Here is a 22256-nt window from a genome sequence, read left to right on the forward strand (position 1 = left end):
GTCATGACATCGAGCGGCCACGTCCCGCGCCAGTTGCATCTGAACATCAACGCGCTCCATTCCGGCTTCGTGCCGTCCGCATGGCGTCTCGCCGATGCGGACCCGCGCGCGTTCCTCGATGCGAACCATTACGTGCGGCTCGCGCAGACGGCGGAGCGCGCGTGCTTCGATGCGATTTTTCTCGCCGATAACGCTGCGATCGCCGATCAGCTCGACTTCCGTCCGATCACCGCGCTCGAACCCACGCTGCTGCTCGCGAGCGTGGCTGCCGCAACGACGCATATCGGGCTGATCGCGACGGCATCGACGAGCTATAACGAGCCGTATAACATCGCACGGCGTTTCGCGACGCTCGATCTCATCAGCGGCGGGCGCGCCGGCTGGAACATCGTGACGACCGCGGATCTGCCGTCGGCGCGCAACTTCGGTCTCGACGCCGTGCCCGATCACGCGCAACGTTACGCGCGCGCCGACGAGTTCGCGTCGCTCGTCAAGACGCTGTGGAATAGCTGGGAAGAGGGCGCGTTCATCGGCGACAAGGATGCGGGCCGCTTCGTCGACCTGGAGCGCGTGCATCCCGCCGCGCATCGCGGGCGTTTCTTCGCTGTGCAGGGCGCGCTCAACGTGCCGCGCTCGCGACAAGGGCATCCGGTGCTCGTGCAGGCGGGCGCGTCGGGCGATGGGCGCGAGCTTGCCGCGCGTCACGCGGAAGCGGTGTTTTCGGCGTCGCAGTCGTTCGAAGAATCGCGCGCTTATCGCGATGACCTGAACGCACGCGCGGCGCGTCACGGGCGCGGACCGCACGCGGTGAAAGTGCTCGCGGGCCTCACGACGATCATCGGCGCGACCGAAGCCGAAGCGATCCGCCGCCGCGATGAACTCGTCGATCTGATTCCGTGGACCTACAGCCTCAACCGGCTTGCCGGCATTCTCGGCGTGCCCGTCGATACGCTTTCGCTCGACAGGCGCCTGCCCGGCGATCTGCCGCCGCCCAACAACGGCAACGGCAATCACACGTTCTTCAACGCGACGCTCGCGCAGGCGCGCACGCACGGCTACACGGTGCGCGAGCTCGTGCGGGCGCTGGCGGGCGGCGGCGGGCATCGGGTGATCGTCGGGACACCGGAGCAAATCGCCGACGACATCGCGTACTGGTTCGAGCACGGCGCCGCCGACGGCTTCAACCTGATGCCCGACGCGCTGCCGGACGGACTCGAAGCGTTCACGGAAGGCGTCGTGCCGATTCTCCAGCGGCGCGGCATCTTTCGCCGCCAATACGACGGAACGACGCTGCGCGGGCATCTCGGTCTCGCGGTGCCGGCGGACCGGCGCACGGCGCAGGTGGAAGCCGAGGCATGAGCGGGCGTTCGCGGTGACGCTCGCGCAGCCTGCTATGCATTGCACAAAAGCTTGGTTGTGGAAGCGATTTCACCGGCTTAGATTCGAAGCATCGATTCATCGGAGAGGCGCGCGATGCCGCGCTTCCCGGCACGGAGCGAATCATGAGCGATGTCGTCGAGCAGCAGCTTGAACAAGAGGCCGAAGTGCGGGCCGAGCTGAACTATCTGGTGCCGACCGGCGTGAAGCCTGTGGCCTATGCGTACGATCCGCCGCCCGGCGTGCCGCGCCGCACGGGCGCCTATCGCGCGCAGGCGGTGACGATTTCGAATGCGCGCCTGCGCCCGCCGCCGGGCGGGCTGTCGCTCGACAGGAACGGATTCGAGCTGCATCGGGAAAGAAGTGCGCTGGCCGATTTCTCCGACGAAGCCGCGGTCCGCTCGGCGTATTACGCGCAATCCGAGCGGCTGCTCATGCAGTGGACGGGCGCGAGGCGCGTGGTTATTTTCGATCACACGTTGCGCGATGGCGGCGCGGCACGCGCGAGCGGCGTGAAAGAGCCGGTGCATCTGATCCACAACGATCAGACTTTCGTATCCGGCCCGCGGCGCGTGCGCGATCATCTTCCGGACAATGAAGCCGCGCGGCTGCTGCAAGGCCGCTTCGCGATCGTGAACCTGTGGCGGCCCATCGGCGATGTGATCGAATCGTCGCCGCTCGCGCTGTGCGATTCGCGCAGCATCGATCCGCGCGATGCCGTCGCGCAGGACTTCGTGTATCCGACGATGACCGGCGAGACCTATGCGTTCGTCCATAACGCGGAGCATCGCTGGTACTACTTCCCGCGCATGTCGCCCGACGAAGCATTGCTGATCAAGATCTACGATTCGGCCGGCGACGGCATCGCGCGATTCACGGCGCACACCGCATTCGACGATCCTTCATCGCCAATCGATGCGCGGCCGCGCCGGAGTATCGAGTTGCGCGCGCTGCTGTTTTTCTAGAGCGCGTCGCTTAACCCTGCGCAACCGCCACGCGCTTTTCCACCGCATGCCACGCGTCCGGCCCATGCGCGCCGAACGCAAGCGCGAAGCTCGACGCCTGCTGCCCGACCGTGCGAAGCTGCTCGACGACCTTCGGGTCCGAACAGGTATCGGCGCTATCGAAGCGCGTCTCCAGCGTGTTGACCGCGGCGCCGAATGGCGTCGGCCAGCCGCGCAGCGCATGCACGATCGAGCGCAGCGACGTCAGCACCGTGCCCGCCGCCTGCCAGCCATAAGCCGTGACGATGCTGCCGACCGCGCGGCCATCGAGATACGGGCGGTCATCGAGCCGCAGTTCTTCGAGCGTATCGAGCGCGTTTTTCACGAGCCCCGAGATGCCGCCGTGATAACCGGGCGTTGCGATGATGAGCGCATCCGCCGCGCGCACCGCTTCGATGAGCTCGTGCTGTTCATCGGTCAGTTCGCGCGTCTCGGGCGCGTAATGCGGAAGGCTGTGGAGGAACGCGCCGCCGAACAAAGCTACGCGCGCGCCGGAATCCTGAGCGCCTTTCAGCGCGAGGGCCAATGCGCGTTCTGTCGATGATGCGGGCCGCGTCGTTCCGCCAATTCCGACCACGAGCGGACGGCGCGATGATTCAGTTCGGGACAAGTCGATGCTCCGGCAAAGTGAACGGCTTGAGCCGTCGGATGGAACATCATAGCCAGCGGGCGCGCGTACCGGAACGCATGATTTTCGCTAACGATATACGCGATTCAGCGAGCGCTTACGAGCCAGGAAGGAGCGGGGGAATCAGCGTTTGAGCGGCGAGGTGTCGAACTTCGCGAGAAGCGCAGCGGGTCCGGGATAAACGGCTATGCATCCTGCGTCTTTCAACGACTCCTCGGGGAACGCACCCGAAAGAAGGCCGATGCTGCGCAAGCCCGTTCGTTTCGCCGCCTGAGCGTCATAGGGCGAATCACCGATGACGATCGCCGCTTCTGGCTCCACCTCGAGTTTTTGCAGCGCCGCTTCGAAGACGTCGGGGTCCGGCTTGGAGCTTTCCACGTCTTCCGATGACACCGTGACGTCGAGCAGATCGGCGATGGCGGCGATATCGAGGTACACCTTCAGCTCATCTTTTTTCGCCGACGATGCAACGGCGAGCTTGGTGCCCTGCGTCCGCAGTTTTTGCAGCAAATCCGGCACTGCCGAGAATGGGCGCACCAGTTGCAGATAGTTCGCCTTGAAGTGCTCTCCGCGCCACGTCTCGAGTTGCTCGCCGTGGTCGCGAATCTGATCCTCCGAAAGAAAAACCGGCAGCAGCTTGTCTCCGCCCTTGCCGATCTGACTGCGCGCCTGCTCGAAACTCACTTCGTGGCCGAAGTGCGCGAACGCTTCGTGCCACGCCAGCGCGTGCAGGTCGACGGAATCGACCAGAGTGCCATCGATATCGAAGATTGCGGCGCGTAGCATGGCGGCTCCCGTTGGACTAGCGGCTCGATTATTCGCGTTGGCGCAGCCGCTCCGTCGTGTCAGCAGTCCTTGTGCCCGTGCCGACTCATGGGCGCCGTTATCTCGCGCCACCGGACGCTCTCAATCCAGAAAGCCTCTGAGCACCGCGCCGAGCTCTTCGAACGTGAACGGCTTGCGCAGCGCGGCCCAACGGAACGCCATCGAGGGCAACGCCGGCATCTCGTAACCCGAGGAGAACACGACGCATATCGAAGGCCGATGGCGCGCCGCTTGCCGCGCGAGTTCGATGCCATCCATCGCGGGCATGCTGAGATCGGTCATCAGCACATCGAACGACTCATTTTCCAGCCGGTCGAGCGCGTCGTGCGGCGATGTCATCGATGTCGGGGCGTGGCCGAGCACACTCAACTGCGCGCTGATGGCCTCGCAAAGATTGGCGTCGTCATCGACGAGCAGCACGCGCAGCGCTCGCCCGCCGGTCGCTTGCGCTTTCAGCTGTGCGGAGCCGTTGCCGGCCGCGGATTTCTTCGCGCCGTCGAGCATCTGACGTATCTTGTGGGCGAGCTGATCCCGGCCATAGGGCTTGCTCAGCAATTCGACGCCCGGATCGAGCCTGCCGCCGTGGACGATCGCGTTCTGCGTATAGCCCGACGTGAACAGCACTTTCATGCGCGGCAAGAGACGCGCGGCCTGCGCCGCCATGTCGGTGCTGCTGACCGGGCCGGGCATGACGACATCGGAGAACAGCAAATCCACTTCGATGCCGCTGCGCAGCACCGTCAGCGCCTGCTGCGCATCGTCGGCCTTGAGCACGCGATAGCCCAGCGCCGTCAGCGTATCGACAGCGGTCGACTGCACCTTGGGATCGTCCTCGACGACGAGGATCGTTTCGCTTCCGCCTTTGACCGGAGCGACGCGCGCACGCGGCGGCGGCTCGACCGCCTGACCGGTGGAGCGGGGCAGATAGATCTTCACGGACGTGCCGTGGCCGACCTCGCTATAGATCTTGATATGGCCGCCGGTCTGCTTCACGAAGCCGTAGGCCATGCTCAGCCCGAGGCCCGTGCCGTGACCTTCCGTCTTCGTCGAGAAGAACGGGTCGAACGCGCGCTCCAGCACGTCCTGCGCCATGCCCGTGCCGGTATCGGTCACGGCGAGAAGCACGTATTGCCCCGCGGTGACTTCGAGTTCGGACGCGACGTACTCGTCGTCGAGCATGGCGTTCGACAACTCCATCGTCAGCTTGCCGCCTTGCGGCATTGCATCCCGCGCGTTGATGGCGAGATTGAGGATGACGTTCTCGAGCTGATGGATATCGACGGACGTGTTCCACAGCCCGCCCGCGACCACCGTCTCGACCCGGATGGTTTCGCCGAGCGCGCGCCGCAGCAGATCATCCATGCCGCGCAGGGCCGCGGCCAGGTTGATGATCACGGGCTGCAAGGGCTGCTGGCGGCCGAAGGCAAGCAGTTGCGACGCGAGCTTCGAGCCCCGTTCCACGGCTTCGATCGCTTTCGTGATGCGATCGCGCGTCCACGCATCCCTGTGGTGCCGGGTGTCGAGCAGTTCGAGATTGCCGCGCAGAACCTGAAGCACGTTGTTGAAATCGTGAGCGACGCCGCCCGTCAGTTTGCCGACGGCTTCCATCTTCTGCGACTGAAAGAGGGCCTTGCGGGTTTCTTCCAGCACGCGGCTGGCTTCCATGCGCTCGGTGATGTCGCGCGTGATCTTGGCGAAGCCGACGAGCGTGCCGGCGTCGTCGCGAATGGCGTCGATCACGACGTGCGCCCAGAATCGCTTGCCGTCCTTGCGCACGCGCCAGCCTTCCGCTTCGAACCGGCCTTCCCTGGCGGCGATCGCGAGGCCGCGTTGAGGCAGGCCGGCCGCCGCATCGTCCGGCGTATAGAAACGCGAGAAATGCGAGCCGATGATTTCCTCGGACCGATAGCCCTTGATGCGCCGGGCACCCGCGTTCCAGTTCGTGACGATGCCTTGCGGCGACAACATGAAGATCGCGTAATCCGTCACGCCGTTCACGAGCATGCGGAAGCGCTGCTCGCTTTCGACGACAGCCTCGTGCGCGAGGCGCTTGTCGGTCATGTCGCGGACAATCTTGCCGAAGCCGAGCAGGCGGCCTTCGCCGTCGGTGAGGGCGGTGATCACGATGTTGGCCCAGAAGCGCGTGCCGTTCTTGCGCACCCGCCAGCCTTCCGATTCGACGCGGCCGGCGCGCCGCGCCGCGGCGAGCAGCGCGGCGGCGCTGCCCTTTTCACGATCTTCCGGCGCGTGAAAAAGGTCGAAGGAACGGCCGATGACCTCTTCGGCCTGAAATCCGTGGATCTCCACCGCACCCGGGTTCCAGGTCTCGATGATGCCGTCGGGAGACAGCCCGATCACCGCATAGTCGCGAACGGAGGTGACCCACCGGCGGCACCAGTCGTCGGGTATGGAAAAGTCGTCGCGGTGTTCGTCGCCTCGCATGTCTGAATCCGTTTCTTGTGCTTTGCACTTCTCGAGCGTGGCGCAGAGTAAAGACTGCGCAAGCATACACTGTGCCTGGTGGCGTTTCGGGAGCCCGCTATTTCCAGCCGTTGCGCGACCGCGCGCGCAAGCCCGCCTGCAGCGCTTTTGTCATGCGAAACGAAACTGCGTGTTGTCGATGACGAGCCGCGCGCATGCGAGCATAGTGCGCCATTTGTGGCGCGGCGGGGGCTTCTTGTCGCGAAACGGTCCACGACATCGGCTGCGACGGCCGCAGCCCATCCATATCGAACGCGGAAAATGACTACGGCGTGGCAACAAATGCAAAGCGCACCGGGAGAGATGAATCGGACACGCGATGTCACCTCCAAGGGTTATCGGCTCACGGCAATGGCCACTCTGGACGACGACATGTACTCCGCCATGCTCGCGGGCGATCCGGCGAGGGGAAAGTTCGCGGGCGCGGAGCGCTACGCACTCGTTTATGGGATGGCCGAGATCGATCACAAACGCGCACCGCCGGCGGACTAGCCGTCACCGACGATGCCGCTGCGCATCGAAAACCGTGCTGCTGCAATGCCAGTGCAAGTTCGCGGGACCACGGCGATGAAAATGGCTCACAGACTGAGATCGTCCACGGCGGGGCCGGTATGGGGGCTGGCGCTCGGCATACTGCTGACGGCCGCCGGTGCCGCGCTATGGTGGTCCGGAGATCCGTCTTTCGCCGAAGATCGATGGGACCGGTTGGCTGCCGTGGCCGCGCTGCTTGCCGGCGTGTTCCTGATGGTGTGCGCGGGACGTGAGTTGCACCGCCGGCACAGGTGACTTCGCGCGCCACGGGCAGCCCGCGCGAGCGTATCGACATTCCTTCCAGCTCGAACCTGTCAGGGACACCGCGGCATGATGGTTGCTGTGCGGATGAGCGTGCAAGCGCCAGTCGAATCGACGGCGACGTCGTCGCATAACACGGAGGGAGTCATGGACGATCAGAAAGAGCAGGACCGCATTCGTCGTCGTGCCTACGAGATGTGGGAGCGCGACGGCAGCCCCGAGGGACGCGCCGAGGAATTCTGGCAGCGTGCGATAACGTCGATCGAAGCGGAGGATGCGGGCGGCCAGACGGCGGACGCCGATGCCGATGCCGACACTGCGCGCAGCGAGTCCGAGCGTGAAGCCGAGGAGAAGAGCGGCGCGACGGGAAAATAACCGCCTGAGCCCCGTTCATTCCTACGGATCAATCGGAAACCGGCGCATCGGGAATGTGGTGCGCGGCGATCACGGAACGTTGGTTGATCGCGGGCGGCTTCGTCTTTCGCGGCCGGAAGACGAGGTCGCCTCGCCGGATGCGCTCGCCGCTGATCGCGCAGACATCTTCGGCGTGCGCTCTGCCGAGCCCCCCGGACTTGCTCGGCAAGGCAGCCCAGTTGTGAGTCGGACAACGAAACAACGGCCGTGCGCGGCGTCAGCCGCTCGCGGATCGTGATCGAGACATGCTCATGTTTGATGGACGATTCGCGCGACGCTTCCGGACAAACGCAATGACTCGGGCGATGCTCTGAGGCAATCGAACCACGTCACGCGCTTGCGCGGCTTCGCCCCGGTGTCATCGATGGTCGCCATGTTCTTCCTTCAGGTCTGCGGTGGTCTTTTCCTCTGATTCGCATTCCCTATGCCGAAGCGGGACATATCGGCGCGGCAGCGGCATCCGAAAGCCGCCGTCAACCGACGACGACGCCATCACGCCGCATCGGAATATCGCTTGCTCACTGGACTGTGTCGAAGCACGTGCGAGCCATCGCGATGTTTATCGCGGCGCGTGGGCGCCTTCGTCATAACGGAGAACTGCGATGAACCTGTTTCGCAATCGCGCGCTGGCGGCGGCGCTGCTCGTCGCCGTGACCGCGTTGTCCGCCTGTTCGAAGAGCGGCGACAACGCCACATCCAGTCTTGGCGGTCACGGCAGTCCGGGCGGCGGCGCATCGAGCCCCGCCGAGGCCGGAGGCGGACCGGCGTCGAATGCGGCCGGCGCAAGCCAGTAGCCGGGCGGCTAGCGAACCGGCTCCCGGCGCGCGCTGCGAATCGTCTCGAATTGTTCGATCTGGTTGAACCCGTACTCGACGGCGAACTGTTTCGCGTCGCATGCGTTCGAGAATCGCTTGAGGATGCCGCTCGCCAGCTGGTCGCCGTTCGGCAGCCGCACGATGAGCATGGCGGCGAACATCGAGCCATCGGGGACGGCGAGCCCTGTCAGCTGGTAACCCTTGAATGTTGCCTCGATAGTCTGTTCCATGCGGCCCCCGGCCGGTTCGCGCTTCCCCATTCCGTGCAGCGAACGTCGCGCCCGAAGGGGGTGTTCCAGGGCACGAGGCGATGTTCGTATGGCTCGCCTTCGAACTGTGGGAGGCGCAGGACTATGCGACTTGATCGAACGATCCCGTGCGCACCTCGCCGTCGCGGATGTAGCGCGTGATCAGCACGCCGCCCGGCGTGCTGGCCGCGTGCGCCAGCGTGAAGGCGGACGCCAGCGCGTCGTCGCCGAACAGGCGCTTGCCGCGCCCAAGCATGACGGGGTAGATCAGAAGCCGAAGCTCGTCGATCAGGCCGGCTGCGAGCAGCTGGCGCACGAGGTCGCCGCTCCCGAATGTCAGCAGATCGGCGCCGTCCTGCCGGAGCAGCGCGCGTATCGCGTCGACGGGCTCACCCTTCAGCGCATGACTGTTCTGCCAGTCGAGCTCATCGGGCCGATGCGTGGCCACATGCTTGGGCACGCTGTTGAAACGATCGGCGATGGCGCGGCTGCCCGAGCCGGCCGGCACGCGCGGCCAGTACGGCGCGAATATGTCGTAGGTGCGGCGCCCGAGCAGCAGCTCGAACGGCTGTGAGAGCAAGTCGTGCAGGTGTTGCCCGATGGCTTCGTCGCCATAGGGGACGATCCATCCGCCAAGCCGGAACTCGCCGCCGGGATCTTCCGCGGGCCCGCCGGGGGATTGAATGACGCCATCCAGGCTGACGAAGACGGAAACGATGAGCTTGCGCATGGGGTTCTTCTCCTGGTCGACGGACCCGCTCGGTCCGCAGATACGACGAACGATTCGGATGCGAATCGACAAATGACTCACCGTGGGTTCAATGGTCGGTCACGTAATCAGATCTTTCCGAAACGATTGAAATATTCAGCGACGCACGCGATTTTCCCTGGCAACGCGGCCAGCCGAATCACGGGCGAAGCGCCGCCACGCATGGGCGACGATTGCGCGTTCCACACATTTGCAACGATTTCCACGGCAGTGCCGCCGAGCGTGCGAAACACAGCCCGCTGACGCATCCGTCGCGGCGATGAGACGGACAAGCACGCGCGGCGCATTTGTGCTGAATTCGTTCCGAATCGTCTGTAGAATCCCGCACCTGGAAAAATTGACGGATGCCAAACGCGCTTCGCGTGTCGCCACGCTCAATATTTTCCGTGTCGTGCCGTTATCTCGTTTTTAAGCAATTAATAAAGAAGCACCGGGCGGCCCAGCCGCCGGCGGATGTCCTTGCCTCAGGTGCCAACCGTCTCCACGCGCGAACATCGACATGTCCGATCTGCACTGGACCATTCCGGTTGCACGCTGGTCTTTCTGGCCGGCGGCCGCATCCGTTGCACCCGACGTCGGCTTCATCGAGCCGATGACGCGGCGCAGGCTCAGCACGCTGTCGCGGGCCGCGCTGAAGGTCGCACACGATTGCGCCGCGGAGGTGCCCGCCGTTCGCGTGATCTTCGCGTCGCGTCACGGAGAACTGCGCCGCACGACCGACATCCTGCGCGACATCGACGCGAGCCGCACCGTCTCCCCGACTTCCTTCAGCCTTTCCGTGCTCAATACGATGACCGGCATATTCGGCATCGTGCGCGGCGACCGCACGGCGGCGAGCGCGTTGTCCGCGGGCGCCGAGACGCTCGGCTATGCGCTGCTCGAAGCGCACGCGCAATACGCGACGGACGCCTCCACGCCGGTGCTGCTCGTGTATGCCGACGAACCCGCCGATGCCGCATACGGAACGGTCGAGGACGAAGTGGAGGGCGGCGCGCTCGCGATCCTCATCGATGCGTCCGCGCAGACGGGCCGGCTCGAATGCGCGCGCAGCGCCGGCACCCGTTCCGCCGATGCAGCGCGCGCGTCGTTCGCGTCGCAGAGCCAGGCCGTGCAGCACTGTCTCGATCGACGGACGACGTCCCAATGGCGCGGCAACGCGTCCGACTGGCAATGGTGCTGGCATGAAGGCGCTTGACTACTACTGGCGCTTCGTCGCAACCGCGCTCGCATTCGCCGTCTTCGGCATCTGCGGGCTCGGCTTCTCGCTCATCCTGTTTCCGCTCGCGTCGATCTGGCCGCATCGCGAATCGAAGCAGCGCGCGATCGCCGCGATCATTCACGTGTTCTTTCGCGCGCTGGTCGCCGTCCTCGTATGGGCCGGCGTGATGAAGCTCGATACGCGCGGCGCAGAGGCGTTGAACCGCGCATCGGATCAGCCTGTGATCGTCGTCGCCAATCACCCGACGTGGCTCGACGTGATGGTCCTGCTGTCGCTGACGCCGCGCGCGTGCTGTGTCGTGAAGAGCGCGCACTGGAGCAATCCGTTCTTCTGGGGCGTGGTCCGCGCGGCGGAGTACGTGAGCAATTCAGACCCCGTCGAGCTCGTCGAAGCCGGCGCGCGGCAACTCGCGCGCGGCTACACGATGATCATTTTCCCCGAAGGCACGCGCAGTCCGACGCCCAACCGGCTGCACGCGTTCTCACGCGGTTTCGCGCACATGGCGCTGCAGTCCGGCGCGCCGATCCTGCCCGTGCTGGTGGATTGCGATCCGCCCGCGTTCACGAAGGACATGCGCTGGCACGACGTGCCCGAGCGTGCATTTCACATGCGCGTGAATGTGCTCGAGCCCCTCGGCGCCGACGAACTCGCACCGCGCGACGAGCCGCCCGCGCTTGCCGCGCGCACGGTGACGAGCGCGATCCAGGCTCACATTACCAGGCATTTGATCGACTATGGATTCTTTAAAGCTTGAAATCAAACGGCTTCTGATCGAAGCCCTCGATCTCGACGACATGATGCCCGACGACATCGACGACGATGCGCCGCTCTTCGACACCGACGGCGTGGGTCTCGATTCGATCGACGCACTCGAGATCGGCATCGTGCTGCGCGAACACTATCAACTGACGATCGCGGCGAACGACGAGCGCACGCGAGAGCATTTTCGTTCGATCAACACGCTGGTCGCGCTGGTGGCGAGCCAGCGCGAGCTCGCGCATGTTGCGGACGACACCACGAAAGAAGGGGAATGACCGTGACCGAGACCGAAATCCTTGAGCGCATCCGCGCGATCTTCGAAGAGAACTTCGGGATTGCGCCCGAGCGCGTGACGCCCGAAGCGCATCTCTTCGAAGAGCTCGATCTGGACAGCATCGACGCCGTCGATCTCGCGATCAAGCTGCAGGAGATGACGGGCCGCCGCATCAAGCCGGAAGAATTCAAGTCGGTGCGTACCGTCGCGGATGTGGTTGCCGCGGTCGAGTCGCTGCTCGTCGCGCAGGAATGATGCCGTCGCGGAGCGCTCATGCGCTGGACGCAAGTCAAACGTCTTGCGACGCGCGCGGCCCGGCTGGCTTCGCACTGAACGCCGCGCTCAGGCTCGCCTATCCCGCGGTCATCCTGGGCGCGTGGTTCTGGAATGCGCCGCGCTATGTCGGCTGCCTGCTGTTCGCGTTGATCTGGTTGCAGCGCTGCGTGGGCACGGGTGTGGTGGGCGCGTCGCTGCGCAGGCTCACGCGCGTCGACTGGACGGTGGCGTTCATGCTGAGCATCGCGTCCGCCGCGATCGTGTGGACCGACAGCGAACGCCTGCTGCACATCTACCCCGCTCTCGTGAACCTCGGCCTGCTGATCGCGTTCGGTTCGACGCTCGTGCAGGGTCCGTCGATGATCGAGAAGTTCGCGCGCATCCGCACGCCCGATCTCAGCGAGCCCGCCGTGCGGCACACGCGCCGCGTCACGCAGATCTGGTGTGCGTTCTTCGCCGCGAACGGTCTGTTCTCGCTCTATACGGCGCTGTACTGGCCGCGCCAGGCGTGGTCGCTCTACAACGGCGCGATTGCGTACGGGCTGGTCGGCGTGCTGCTCGCCGGTGAAATCGCGTGGCGGTATCTGGTGATCCTGCCGCGGGCGCGGCGCGCGGAGGCGTCATGATCGCGCTGCACGAATTGTTGTCCACGTCGCGTGACGCGCTCACGCCGGTCTGCCGCGATGACCGCGCGCAAACCGCGAACGACGCCGCCGCGATCATCACGCACGCGATGTTCCGCGAGCGCACGGCGGCACTCGCGCTGTCGCTGCGCGGGCAGGCGGCGCGCCGCTACGCGCTTTGCATCGACGATCCGTTCGACTTTGCCTGCGCGCTCTTCGCGCTGTTCGCTTGCGGCAAGGAGCCGGTGATTCCCGCCAGCTCGGCGCCCGGCTATCTGGCCGATCTCGCGGGCGCATACGACGCCATGCTGACGGACGCGGACATAAACGCGCAAGCCGCGACGTCACGAGAATCCTGGTCGATGACCATCGACCCGCACGCGCCGCTCACGCTCTACACATCGGGCAGCAGCGGCACGCCCAAGCCGATTCACAAGACGCTCGCGCAGTTCGACGCCGAAGTGCGCACGCTCGAACGCGAGTGGGGCGCGCTCGTGGGCGACGCGACCATGCTCGCGAGCGTGCCGCATCGACATATTTATGGGCTGCTGTTTCGCGTGATGTGGCCGCTCGCAGCGGGCCGCGCGTTCGATCGCGCGCTCTGCGCCGAGCCGCAGCAGGTGCGCTCGCGCATCGCGCGCTGCGGCGCGGCCGTGATGGTGTCGTCGCCGGCGCAGCTCGTGCGCTGGACGGCGCTGTCCGACTTTGCCGCGCTGAAGCCCGCGCCGCGCGCGTTCTTTTCATCGGGCGGACCGCTCGCGGCAGATGCGGCGCGCGACTACGCGGCCCTGTTCGGCGCGGCGCCCATCGAGATCTACGGCAGCACCGAGACGGGCGGCATCGCGTGGCGCAGACAGAACGAAACGACGTCGTGGCGGCCGCTCGACGGCATCGACGTACGGCGCGCGGATGACGGCGCGCTGGAAGTGCGCTCGCCGCATCTCGGCCACGAAGGCTGGCATCGCACCGACGACGCGATCGCCCTCGACTCCGACGGCCGGTTCCGTCTTCAAGGCCGCCTCGACCGCGTGATCAAGCTCGACGGCAAGCGCGTGTCGCTGCCCGAAATGGAAGCGCGGCTGGCGCTGCACCCGTTCGTGGCGCAGGCGTGCGTGGTGCCGCTCGCGGGGGCGTCGCGCGAACGCGTGGGCGCGGTGATCGCACTCAGCGAAGCAGGCAGCGGCGCGTTGCGCGGCGAAGGGCGCGTATCGCTCGCGAAGACGCTGCGCCGTCATCTCGCCGCCTACTTCGACGCGGTGCTGCTGCCGCGCCGCTGGCGCTTTCGCATCGCGTTGCCTTTCGATGCGCGCGGCAAGCTGCCCGTCTCGGCAATCGCGGCGGCTTTCGGCACGCGCGCCGAGGGTTTCGAGGTGCTCTCGGAAGCGCGCGACGGCGACACGCTGAACTACGAATTGCGCGTGCCGCCCACGCTCGATCATTTCAGCGGCCATTTTCCGGGTCATCCGGTGCTGCCGGGCGTCGTGCAGGTCGACTGGGCAATCCGGCTCGCGGCGGAACACGTCGTGGGCACGCGCGAAGCCGCATCGGTCGATCGTCTCAAGTTCACGGCGCCCGTGCCGCCCGGCGCGGTGCTCGATCTGCGGCTCGCGCACGATGCCGCGCGGCGCCGCGTGCAGTTCGCATATCGTCTGAACGGGCGCGATTGCTCGTCCGGCGTGGTCGTGTATCGGGGGCACGCATGAACGGCGCGGACCTGCGGACGTGCATCGTCATTCCGATCTACAACCACAAGGAAGCGATCGTCGGCACCGTTGCGCGCCTGAGCGTGCACGGCCTGCCGATGATCGTCGTCGACGATGGCAGCGACGAGGCCACGCAAACCGTGCTCGCGAAGCTCGCGTGCCACTACGGCGCCCAGATGACGCTGCGGCGTCTGCCCGTGAACGGTGGCAAGGGCGCCGCCGTGATGGCGGGCCTGCGCGCGGCGCGGCGCGCGGGCTATACGCATGCATTGCAGATCGACGCGGACGGCCAGCATGACGCCGATGACGTGCCGCGTTTCCTCGCGGCCGCCCGCGCCGAGCCGCACGCGGTGATCCTCGGACGCCCCGTTTATGACGAAAGCGTGCCGAAGTCGCGTCTCTACGGCCGCTACGTGACGCATGTGTGGGTGTGGATCGAGACGCTGTCGTTCACCATCCGCGATTCGATGTGCGGCTTTCGCCTGTATCCGCTCGATGCGGCCTGCGCGCTGATCGACAGCACGCGGCTCGGCACGCGCATGGACTTCGATATCGAGATTCTCGTGCGTCTCCACTGGCGGCGTCTCGCGTTCCGCGCCATTCCGACGCGCGTCGTCTACGCGGAGGACGGCGTCTCGCACTTCGACGTCTTATGGGACAACGTGCGCATCAGCGCGAGCCATACGCGGCTCGTGTGCGGCATGCTGCTGCGTCTGCCGATGCTGCTCGCGCACAAGGCGATGCCGCGCCGCGCGTCCGCCGCCGCGCGCGCGGGTTCGGGCTGGTGGCGTGTCGCCGAACGCGGCAGCCGGCTCGGCATGTGGCTGCTCGCGCTCAGTTGCCGCCTGTTCGGCGTGCGATTCACGGGGCTGTGGCTGCATCCGGTCGTCGGTTATTTCCTGCTGACGGGAAGCGCGGCGCGTGCGGCTTCTCATCGATACTTCGCGCATCTGGAGCACGCCGCGCCTGGCGAACGCACGCCGCGCCCCGGATGGCGCTCCGCTTACCGGCAGATGCTCGCGTTCGCGCAGTCGGGGCTGGACAAGCTCGCGGCGTGGTCGGGCCGCATCGCCGCGGACGATGTCGTGTTCGACGAACCCGGGCCGTTCGAGGCGCTGGTCGAGAGCGGGCGCGGCGCGCTCGTGATCGGCGCGCACCTCGGCAACCTCGAAATGACGCGCGCGCTCGCGGTGCGCAACGGCCATGCGAAGGTGACGGCCATCGTCTACACGGAGCACGCGAAGCGCTTCAACAGCATCCTGTCGTCGGCGAATGGCGATTTCGCGAAACGCCTCGTGCAGGTGCGCGACTTCGGCCCCGAGACGTCGATGATGATGAAGGAGCGCATCGACGCGGGCGAACTGCTCGTGATCGTCGGCGACCGCGTGCCCGCGCATGAATCCGGGCGCACGACGGACGCGCACTTCCTCGGCGCGACGGCGCCCTTCGCGCAAGGCCCGTACGTGCTCGCGCATGCGCTCGGCTGTCCCGTTTTCCTGTTCTTCTGCCTGAAAGAGCGCGGCCCCGGCGCGCGCTACCGGCTGTATTTCGAGCCGTTCGCGGAACGCATCGACCTGCCGCGCCGCGAGCGCGCGCAGCACATCGCGGCGTGGGCGCAGCGGTACGCGTCGCGTCTCGAACACTATTGCCGCAAGGCACCCTATCAATGGTTCAACTTCTTCGATTTCTGGGCGCGCCCCGGCAAAACGATGACGGATGGCACCGCGCACAGAGGCACCGATGTCCGAGCATGACCTGATTGACACACACGCGCGACGCTTCGCGCAGCGGACGGTGACGTTCGGCGGACGGCGCGTGACGATCGAAGACATCGTTTCGATCGCGACGCAGCGCGCGCCGGTCGCACTGAACGGCGAACCCGCGTGGCGCGCGCGCATCGAGCGGGGCGCGGATTTTCTGCGGCGGCATCTCGCGGCGGGCAAGACCGTGTACGGCGTGAACACCGGCTACGGCGACGCATGCGTCGTCGATGTGCCGATGGAACTCGTCGAAGCCTTGCCGCTGCAGCTCACGCGCTATCACGGCTGCGGCATGGGCGCATATCTCGACGACGCGCAGACGCTCGCCGTGATCGCCGCGCGTCTGAACTCGCTGGCGTACGGCTTTTCCGGCGTGCGTCTCGTGCTGCTCGAACGGCTCGCGGACCTCATCAACCATCGGGTCTTGCCGCGCATTCCATCGGAAGGCTCGGTCGGCGCGAGCGGCGATCTGACGCCGTTGTCGTATGTGGCGGCGGCGCTGGTCGGCGAGCGCGACGTGATGTTCGGCGGTGCATTGCAGAGCGCCGCGAGCGTATGGACCGCGCTCGGCGTGACGCCGCTTTCGCTCGCGCCGAAGGAAGGACTCGCGCTGATGAACGGCACGGCGGTGATGACCGGTCTCGCCTGTCTCGCGTTCGCGCGCGCCCGTCATCTGACGCGGCTCGCCGCGCGGCTCACGGCGCTTTCGACGGTGGCGCTCGACGGCCGCGCCGCGCACTTCGACGCGACGATCTTCGCGGTGAAGCCGCACGCGGGCCAGGCCGAAGCCGCCGCGTGGATCCGCGCCGATCTCGCGGGCCGCGACGACACGCCGGGCCATCGTCTGCAGGACCGCTATTCGATCCGGTGCGCGCCGCATGTGATCGGCGTGGCGGCGGATGCGCTGTCATGGATGCGCCGCGACATCGAGAACGAGCTCAACAGCGCGAACGACAATCCGCTGATCGATCCGGACGCCGAGCGCGTGCTGCACGGCGGCAACTTCTACGGCGGCCATATCGCGTTCGCGATGGATGCGCTGAAGACGGCCGTCGCCAATCTCGCGGACCTGATGGACCGCCAGCTCGCGCTGATCGTCGACGATAAATTCAGCAACGGCCTGCCGCGCAATCTGACGGGCGCGGACCGGGCGCGCGCGCCGATCAATCACGGCTTCAAGGCCGTGCAGATTTCGGCGTCGGCATGGACGGCCGAGGCGTTGAAGCACACGATGCCCGCGAGCGTGTTTTCGCGCTCGACGGAAGCCCACAATCAGGACAAGGTCAGCATGGGCACGATCGCCGCGCGCGATTGCCTGCGCGTGCTCGAGCTGACGGAGCAGGTGGCGGCGGCGCATACGCTCGCCACCGTGCAGGCGTTGAATCTGCGCCTGCGTCTCGATCCGTCGACACCCGTGCCCGCCGCATTGCGCGCATTTGCGGATACGGTCGCGTCGATCTCGCCGTTCGTCGCCGAGGACCGCGCGCTGGAAAGCGATCTGCGTGCATTGACGCAGCGCATCGCGGGCTGCGCGCTGGCCGATGCGGACGCGGAGGATGCGCGTCATGGCTGACGTCATCGAGAACCGCACGCTCAAGGCGAGCGCGATCGTCGAAGTGCCGTTTCACGATGTCGATGCGATGAACGTGTGCTGGCACGGCCACTATCTGAAGTATTTCGAAGCAGGGCGCGCGGCGCTGCAGCGCGCATTCGACTACGACTATCGCGAGATGCAGGCTTCGGGTTATGTGTGGCCGGTCGTCGAGGCGCATCTGAAATACGTGCGTCCCGCCATTTACGGCCAACGCATCGAGGTGTGCACGGAACTCCTCGAATATGAAAACCGCCTGAAGATCGGCTATGAACTGGTCGATTGCGCGACCGGCCAGCGGCTGACCAAGGGCTACACGATTCAGGTCGCCGTGGAAGCCGCCACGCAGGCGCTTCAGTTCGTGTCGCCGCCCGTCGTGTTCGAGAAGCTGGAGCGCGTATGGGCGCGTTGACGAATTCCCGCGGCGCGCACAAGGCGGTGTTCGCGCTGCTGTTCGCGGCGAGCGCGTGTCTCATGCCGCTTGCGCCGCATGCGCGCGCGGCAATGCCCGCGCCGGGCGCGAACGGCAACGCGGCGCTCGTCTCGCAAGTGACATCGCGGCTCGCGCAGATGAAGGGCGTGCGCGCGCAGTTCACGCAAACGCAGACGCTCTCGGCGATGAAGCAGCCGCTCCTCAGCACGGGCTCGCTCGTGTTCTATCGCGAGCGCGGCGCGATCTGGCGCGTGGATACGCCGTACGAGGCGGCTTACGTGATCACTGATGCGGGCGTCACCCAGCTCGATGCGAACGGCAAGCGCATCGGCACGAAGGGCGCACAGGGGGCGCAGGGCGTACGCGGCGTCGCGCAGGTATCGAAGATGATGCGCGCGATGCTCGGCGGAGATCTGTCCGCGCTGTACTCGCAGTTCGATGTCGACGTGCAAGGCTCCGCGTCAGACTGGTCGCTGGTCTTGAAGCCGAACCAGCCGCAGCTCGCGCAGGCGATCAAGGGTCTGCACATGAAGGTCGGCGCATTCCTGCGCAGCCTGCGCATCGATCTTGCGAACGGCGACGCCACGCAAATCGAGTTCACGAAGAGCGAAGCGCTCGACGACCTTCCGCCCGCCGAGCGCACCTTGCTGGGAGCGCCATGACGCCCTGGGAATGGCAGCGCACGACGACGGCGCTGTGGCGCGTGCGCGCCGCATGGCTCGTGCTCGCGCTCGTCGCCGTGCTGTATTGCGTCCATCGCTTCAACGGTCCTTCGCCGCTGGAGACGAACGTGCTCGCGCTGCTCCCCGCGACGGAAGCGGACCCCGTCGCCGAAAAGGCCGTCGAGCAACTGGCGAACGCGCTCGGCGACCGCACGGTGTTCCTCGTGTCGAGCCGCGACGCGGATCATGCCAAAGCCGCAGCGAAGCAGTTCGGCGCGGCGCTGCGCACGAGCGGCGCGTTCGCGTCCGTGACGGCGGAGCTGCCGCCGTTCGATATCGCGCGGATCGGCGCGCTGTACACGCCGTATCGCTTCGGCCTGCTGACGCGCGACGACCGCGACTCGCTCGCGAATGCATCGAACGGCGCGGCCAGGCTGCGCAACGTGCTGATGCGGCGCATCTACAACCCGGTGCACGGCCCGCTCGCCACGCAGCTCGCGGACGATCCGTTCGGCTGGCTCGAGCACTGGCTGGCGGAACTGCCGCTCGCAACATCGAATCTGGATCTCGAAGACAACCTGCTCGTCGCGCATCGCGGTGACACCACGAGCGTGCTCGTCGTCACGACGCTGCACGGGTCCGCGTATGAATCGCGCACGCAGCGCGCGGTGTTGTCGGCGGCGGCGCGCGCCGAAGCGTCGTTGCGAACGGCGTGGCCCGATGCGGCCGTCGCGCGGGCGGGCGCCGTGTTTTACGCGGAGTCGGCGCGCAGCGCATCGGAGCGCGAAGTGCATCTGATCGGCATCGCGTCCGCGTGCGGCATCGCGCTCCTGATGCTCTGGGTGTTCCGCTCGCCGCGCCTGCTGCTGCTCGGTTTTCTGTCGACGGCGCTCGGCATCGTCTGCGCGCTGGCGCTCACGATGTGCGTGTTCGGCAAGCTGCACCTGCTGACGCTCGTGTTCGGCGCGAGTCTGATCGGCGAGGCCGTCGATTATTCGATTCAGTACTTCGTCGTCTATCTCGGCGCGCCGCGCGGCTGGGATGCGGCGCGCGGCGCGCGCTCGGTGCGGCCCGCGCTGGCCGTGGCGCTCGCCACCAGTCTGCTCGGTTACGCGATTCTCGCGTGGGCGCCGTTTCCCGCGCTCAAGCAGATCGCGTGCTTCGCGATGACAGGCATCGGCGTCGCGTTCGCGTCCGTGATGTGGCTGCTTCCCGCGATGCTCCCGAAGGGGCCGAAAGCCACGCAGCGGCGTCTCTTCGCGCGCGCGGCCGTGCTGCTCGCGCGCTGGCAGGCCGCAATCGGCGCGCGGCGTTCGTGGCTCGTCGCGGTCGTGCTCGTCGCGCTCTCGGCGCCGGGCTGGCTGCTGCTCACGAGCGACGACGACATTCATCTGCTGATCCAGCGCGATCCGGCATTGGTCGCGCAGGAAAATCAGGTGCGCGAAGCGGTCGGCGTCGACAACACCGCGCAGTTTTTCGTGGTGCAGGGCGCGTCGGAGGAAGCGGTGCTGGAGCGCGCGGAAGCGCTCGGCGCGAAGCTCGACGCACTGAGCGGCGACGAATCCGCCGACGGCTGGCGCTCGGTCACGCAATTCGTGCCGTCCGCGCGCCGGCAGGCCGAAGCGCGCGCGGCGCTCGCGCAACACATGTTCGCCGATCCCGCCGCATTGCGCGCGACGCTGCTGCAAGCCGGTTTCCGCGACGAGATTGCCGACGCGTGGATCGCGTCGTTCAAGCAGGCGGACGCGCAGCCGTTGACCGTCGAGCGCTGGCTCGCGGCGCGCTGGTCGAAGCCGTACGTGCACCTGTGGCTCGGCGCGTTCGATGCGAACGGCCGGCGCGGCTACGCGGCCATCGTGATGCCGCGGCGCGTGACGCCGCGCAATCTGCCGGCGCTCGTCGCGACGGCGCGCGCCGTCGAAGGCGTCGCGTTCGTCGACAAGGCGGCGAGCGTATCGAAGCTGTTCGGCGCGTATCGCGTCGATAGCGGCATGTGGCTCGGCGGCGCGCTGCTGCTCGTGCTCATGCTGCTGATCGCGCGCTATCGGCTGCGCGGCGGGCTCGCGACGACGCTGCCCGTGCTGCTTGCCGTCGGCGTGACGCTGGCGGTCTTCGGCTACGCGCGCGTGCCGCTCAATCTGTTCAACTGCCTCGCGTTGATGCTGGTGCTCGGCGTCGGCGCGAACTACGCGGTGTTCCTGCGCGAAGGATGTCTGCGCGAGAACGCCGACCTCGGCGCGGTATGGACGGGCGTGCTGCTGTCGGCGGCGACCACGCTGCTGTCGTTCGGCATGCTCGGCATGAGCGCGATGCCCGCGCTGAAGAGCTTCGGCGCGACGCTCGCGCTCGGCATCCTCGTGTCGGTGCTGCTCGCGCCGATGGGCATGCCGGCTGAAGGGAGAAGAAACGCATGACGTTGTCACCGGTATTTCTGCATGCGCTCGGCATGATCAACGCACTCGGCGCCGACACCGATTCGATCGCTTCCGCGCTTGCCTCGTCGCAATCGCCCGGCATGGGACCGATGCGCCTGAAAAACGGCGACGCGTTCGTCGGCCGCGTAAACGCTTCGCTCGATATCGCGCCTTCGCCCGCGCTCGCGCGCTTCGATTGCCGCAACAACCGCATGCTGCTCGCCGCGCTCGGGCAGATTCGTCCCGCCATCGAAGCGGCCCGCGAGCGCTATGGGTCGGCGCGCATCGGCATCGTGCTCGGCACCAGCACGTCGGGCGTGAGCGCGGCGGAAGAGGCGTTTGCGCATCGGGCGGAAACCGGCTGCCTGCCGGAGAGCTTCGACTATCGGCAGATGGAGATCGGCACGGCGGCGCCCTTTGCGGCTGCGGCGCTGAACGTGCAAGGCCCGGCGTTCACGATTTCGACGGCCTGCACATCGAGCGCAAAGGCGTTCGCGGCGGCGCGGCGTCTTTTGCAACTGAACCTGTGCGACGCGATGATCGTCGGCGGCGTCGATACGCTGTGCGAGCTGACCGTGCAGGGCTTCGCGTCGCTCGACTCGACGAGCCTCACGCGGACCAACCCGATGAGCCGCAATCGTAACGGCATCAACATAGGCGAAGGCGCGGCCGTGTTTCTGATGACGCGCGACGAAGGCGCCGTGCGGCTCGCCGGCGCGGGCGAATCGAGCGACGCGCATCATGTGTCGGCGCCCGATCCGCACGGCGTCGGCGGGGAACGGGCGTTGCGCGCGGCGCTCGCGGACGCGGGCGTGACGGCTGACGATATCGGCTACGTGAATCTGCACGCCACCGCCACGCGCAAGAACGACGAGATGGAAGCGCGCATGATGGCGCGCGTGTTCGCGAACGGCGTGCCCGCGAGCGGCACCAAGCCGTTCACGGGGCATCTGCTCGGCGCGGCGGGCGCGACGGAACTCGGCTTCGCCTGGCTCACGCTCGCGCGCGACGACGTGCCCTTGCCGCTGCATCGATGGGACGGCGCAGCCGATACCGCATTGCCCGCGCTCGATCTCGTCGAAACGGAGCGCCGCCTGTCGCGCGAAGCGGGAACGCGCTACGTGATGAGCAATTCCTTTGCGTTCGGCGGCAGCAACGTCAGCCTGATACTCGCGGGTTGACGACGATG

The 22256-nt window shown here is 66.7% G+C and carries 24 protein-coding genes; 18 read left to right on the top strand and 6 right to left on the bottom strand.

From position 1 onward, the window contains the following. The first annotated feature begins 3 nt into the window (after positions 1–3). Positions 4–1359: an LLM class flavin-dependent oxidoreductase gene (locus AC1Z32_RS00960; RefSeq protein WP_483476844.1), complete on the top strand. Its 1356-nt coding sequence runs from the start codon at positions 4–6 to the stop codon at positions 1357–1359. 143 nt (positions 1360–1502) lie between these two features. Next, a complete protein-coding gene (locus tag AC1Z32_RS00965; protein ID WP_483476845.1) occupies positions 1503–2342 on the top strand; it encodes a CmcJ/NvfI family oxidoreductase in 840 nt (279 codons plus the stop codon). Between the two features lie 10 nt (positions 2343–2352). Here AC1Z32_RS00965 and AC1Z32_RS00970 read toward each other — a convergent pair whose 3' ends face one another. The 3 genes from AC1Z32_RS00970 to AC1Z32_RS00980 form a co-directional block, all read right to left on the bottom strand. After that, on the bottom strand, positions 2353–2991 hold the full coding sequence (locus AC1Z32_RS00970) for an NADPH-dependent FMN reductase (protein WP_483476846.1): 639 nt from the start codon (positions 2989–2991) through the stop codon (positions 2353–2355). Positions 2992–3132: 141 nt separating this feature from the next. Then, the gene (locus AC1Z32_RS00975; RefSeq protein ID WP_483476847.1) at positions 3133–3906 is read right to left on the bottom strand and encodes an HAD family hydrolase; all 774 of its coding nucleotides are present in this window, start codon (positions 3904–3906) and stop codon (positions 3133–3135) included. Between the two features lie 9 nt (positions 3907–3915). Continuing rightward, positions 3916–6276 (bottom strand): hybrid sensor histidine kinase/response regulator, encoded by a 2361-nt coding sequence (locus AC1Z32_RS00980; RefSeq protein WP_483476848.1) that lies wholly within the window; start codon positions 6274–6276, stop codon positions 3916–3918. Between the two features lie 342 nt (positions 6277–6618). On the opposite strand from AC1Z32_RS00980, the gene AC1Z32_RS00985 reads away from it, so the two are divergent. From AC1Z32_RS00985 to AC1Z32_RS00995, 3 genes are all read left to right on the top strand, one after another. Beyond that, positions 6619–6807 (top strand): hypothetical protein, encoded by a 189-nt coding sequence (locus AC1Z32_RS00985; RefSeq protein ID WP_483476849.1) that lies wholly within the window; start codon positions 6619–6621, stop codon positions 6805–6807. Positions 6808–6888: 81 nt separating this feature from the next. Then, entirely contained in the window at positions 6889–7101 is a 213-nt protein-coding gene (locus AC1Z32_RS00990) for a hypothetical protein (RefSeq protein WP_483476850.1), read from the top strand. A 153-nt stretch (positions 7102–7254) separates the two neighbouring features. Beyond that, the gene (locus AC1Z32_RS00995; RefSeq protein WP_483476851.1) at positions 7255–7482 is read left to right on the top strand and encodes a DUF2934 domain-containing protein; all 228 of its coding nucleotides are present in this window, start codon (positions 7255–7257) and stop codon (positions 7480–7482) included. 28 nt (positions 7483–7510) lie between these two features. Here AC1Z32_RS00995 and AC1Z32_RS01000 read toward each other — a convergent pair whose 3' ends face one another. Next, the gene (locus AC1Z32_RS01000; RefSeq protein ID WP_483476852.1) at positions 7511–7690 is read right to left on the bottom strand and encodes a hypothetical protein; all 180 of its coding nucleotides are present in this window, start codon (positions 7688–7690) and stop codon (positions 7511–7513) included. Between the two features lie 433 nt (positions 7691–8123). Here AC1Z32_RS01000 and AC1Z32_RS01005 point away from each other — a divergent pair, with 433 nt between their 5' ends. Next, positions 8124–8315 (top strand): hypothetical protein, encoded by a 192-nt coding sequence (locus AC1Z32_RS01005; protein WP_483476853.1) that lies wholly within the window; start codon positions 8124–8126, stop codon positions 8313–8315. Positions 8316–8323: 8 nt separating this feature from the next. On the opposite strand, the gene AC1Z32_RS01010 is transcribed toward AC1Z32_RS01005, so the two are convergent. Both AC1Z32_RS01010 and AC1Z32_RS01015 read right to left on the bottom strand, forming a co-directional pair. Further along, positions 8324–8596, bottom strand: a complete 273-nt coding sequence (locus AC1Z32_RS01010; protein WP_483476854.1) for a hypothetical protein — start codon at positions 8594–8596, stop codon at positions 8324–8326. 91 nt (positions 8597–8687) lie between these two features. Beyond that, positions 8688–9314 carry a dihydrofolate reductase family protein gene (locus AC1Z32_RS01015; RefSeq protein WP_483476855.1) on the bottom strand — a complete coding sequence of 209 codons (627 nt, stop codon included), beginning with the start codon at positions 9312–9314 and terminating at the stop codon, positions 8688–8690. Between the two features lie 538 nt (positions 9315–9852). Here AC1Z32_RS01015 and AC1Z32_RS01020 point away from each other — a divergent pair. From AC1Z32_RS01020 to AC1Z32_RS01075, 12 genes are read left to right on the top strand one after another with little or no spacing between them, the layout of a single operon-like run. Beyond that, the gene (locus tag AC1Z32_RS01020) at positions 9853–10548 is read left to right on the top strand and encodes a beta-ketoacyl synthase chain length factor (RefSeq protein WP_483476856.1); all 696 of its coding nucleotides are present in this window, start codon (positions 9853–9855) and stop codon (positions 10546–10548) included. Then, the gene (locus AC1Z32_RS01025; protein ID WP_483476857.1) at positions 10535–11326 is read left to right on the top strand and encodes a lysophospholipid acyltransferase family protein; all 792 of its coding nucleotides are present in this window, start codon (positions 10535–10537) and stop codon (positions 11324–11326) included. Before AC1Z32_RS01020 ends, AC1Z32_RS01025 begins: the two co-directional genes overlap by 14 nt. Then, positions 11307–11606, top strand: a complete 300-nt coding sequence (locus AC1Z32_RS01030; RefSeq protein ID WP_483476858.1) for a phosphopantetheine-binding protein — start codon at positions 11307–11309, stop codon at positions 11604–11606. The genes AC1Z32_RS01025 and AC1Z32_RS01030 overlap by 20 nt, the downstream gene beginning before the upstream one ends. A gap of 2 nt (positions 11607–11608) precedes the next feature. Beyond that, positions 11609–11860, top strand: coding sequence for an acyl carrier protein (locus AC1Z32_RS01035; protein ID WP_483478172.1), 252 nt, complete (start codon positions 11609–11611; stop codon positions 11858–11860). After that, a complete protein-coding gene (locus AC1Z32_RS01040; RefSeq protein WP_483476859.1) occupies positions 11857–12507 on the top strand; it encodes a COG4648 family protein in 651 nt (216 codons plus the stop codon). Before AC1Z32_RS01035 ends, AC1Z32_RS01040 begins: the two co-directional genes overlap by 4 nt. Further along, positions 12504–14207, top strand: coding sequence for an ApeI family dehydratase (locus AC1Z32_RS01045; RefSeq protein ID WP_483476860.1), 1704 nt, complete (start codon positions 12504–12506; stop codon positions 14205–14207). Before AC1Z32_RS01040 ends, AC1Z32_RS01045 begins: the two co-directional genes overlap by 4 nt. Continuing rightward, a complete protein-coding gene (locus tag AC1Z32_RS01050; RefSeq protein ID WP_483476861.1) occupies positions 14204–15961 on the top strand; it encodes a glycosyltransferase family 2 protein in 1758 nt (585 codons plus the stop codon). Before AC1Z32_RS01045 ends, AC1Z32_RS01050 begins: the two co-directional genes overlap by 4 nt. Next, positions 15948–17540 carry an HAL/PAL/TAL family ammonia-lyase gene (locus tag AC1Z32_RS01055; RefSeq protein ID WP_483476862.1) on the top strand — a complete coding sequence of 531 codons (1593 nt, stop codon included), beginning with the start codon at positions 15948–15950 and terminating at the stop codon, positions 17538–17540. The genes AC1Z32_RS01050 and AC1Z32_RS01055 overlap by 14 nt, the downstream gene beginning before the upstream one ends. Beyond that, positions 17533–17970: an acyl-CoA thioesterase gene (locus AC1Z32_RS01060; protein ID WP_483476863.1), complete on the top strand. Its 438-nt coding sequence runs from the start codon at positions 17533–17535 to the stop codon at positions 17968–17970. The genes AC1Z32_RS01055 and AC1Z32_RS01060 overlap by 8 nt, the downstream gene beginning before the upstream one ends. After that, on the top strand, positions 17958–18653 hold the full coding sequence (locus AC1Z32_RS01065; RefSeq protein WP_483476864.1) for a LolA family protein: 696 nt from the start codon (positions 17958–17960) through the stop codon (positions 18651–18653). Before AC1Z32_RS01060 ends, AC1Z32_RS01065 begins: the two co-directional genes overlap by 13 nt. Then, positions 18650–21067: an MMPL family transporter gene (locus AC1Z32_RS01070; protein ID WP_483476865.1), complete on the top strand. Its 2418-nt coding sequence runs from the start codon at positions 18650–18652 to the stop codon at positions 21065–21067. The genes AC1Z32_RS01065 and AC1Z32_RS01070 overlap by 4 nt, the downstream gene beginning before the upstream one ends. Next, the gene (locus AC1Z32_RS01075; RefSeq protein WP_483476866.1) at positions 21064–22248 is read left to right on the top strand and encodes a beta-ketoacyl-[acyl-carrier-protein] synthase family protein; all 1185 of its coding nucleotides are present in this window, start codon (positions 21064–21066) and stop codon (positions 22246–22248) included. Before AC1Z32_RS01070 ends, AC1Z32_RS01075 begins: the two co-directional genes overlap by 4 nt. Positions 22249–22256 lie beyond the last annotated feature (8 nt).

The organism is Caballeronia sp. 11_S32 (genome assembly GCF_056930355.1).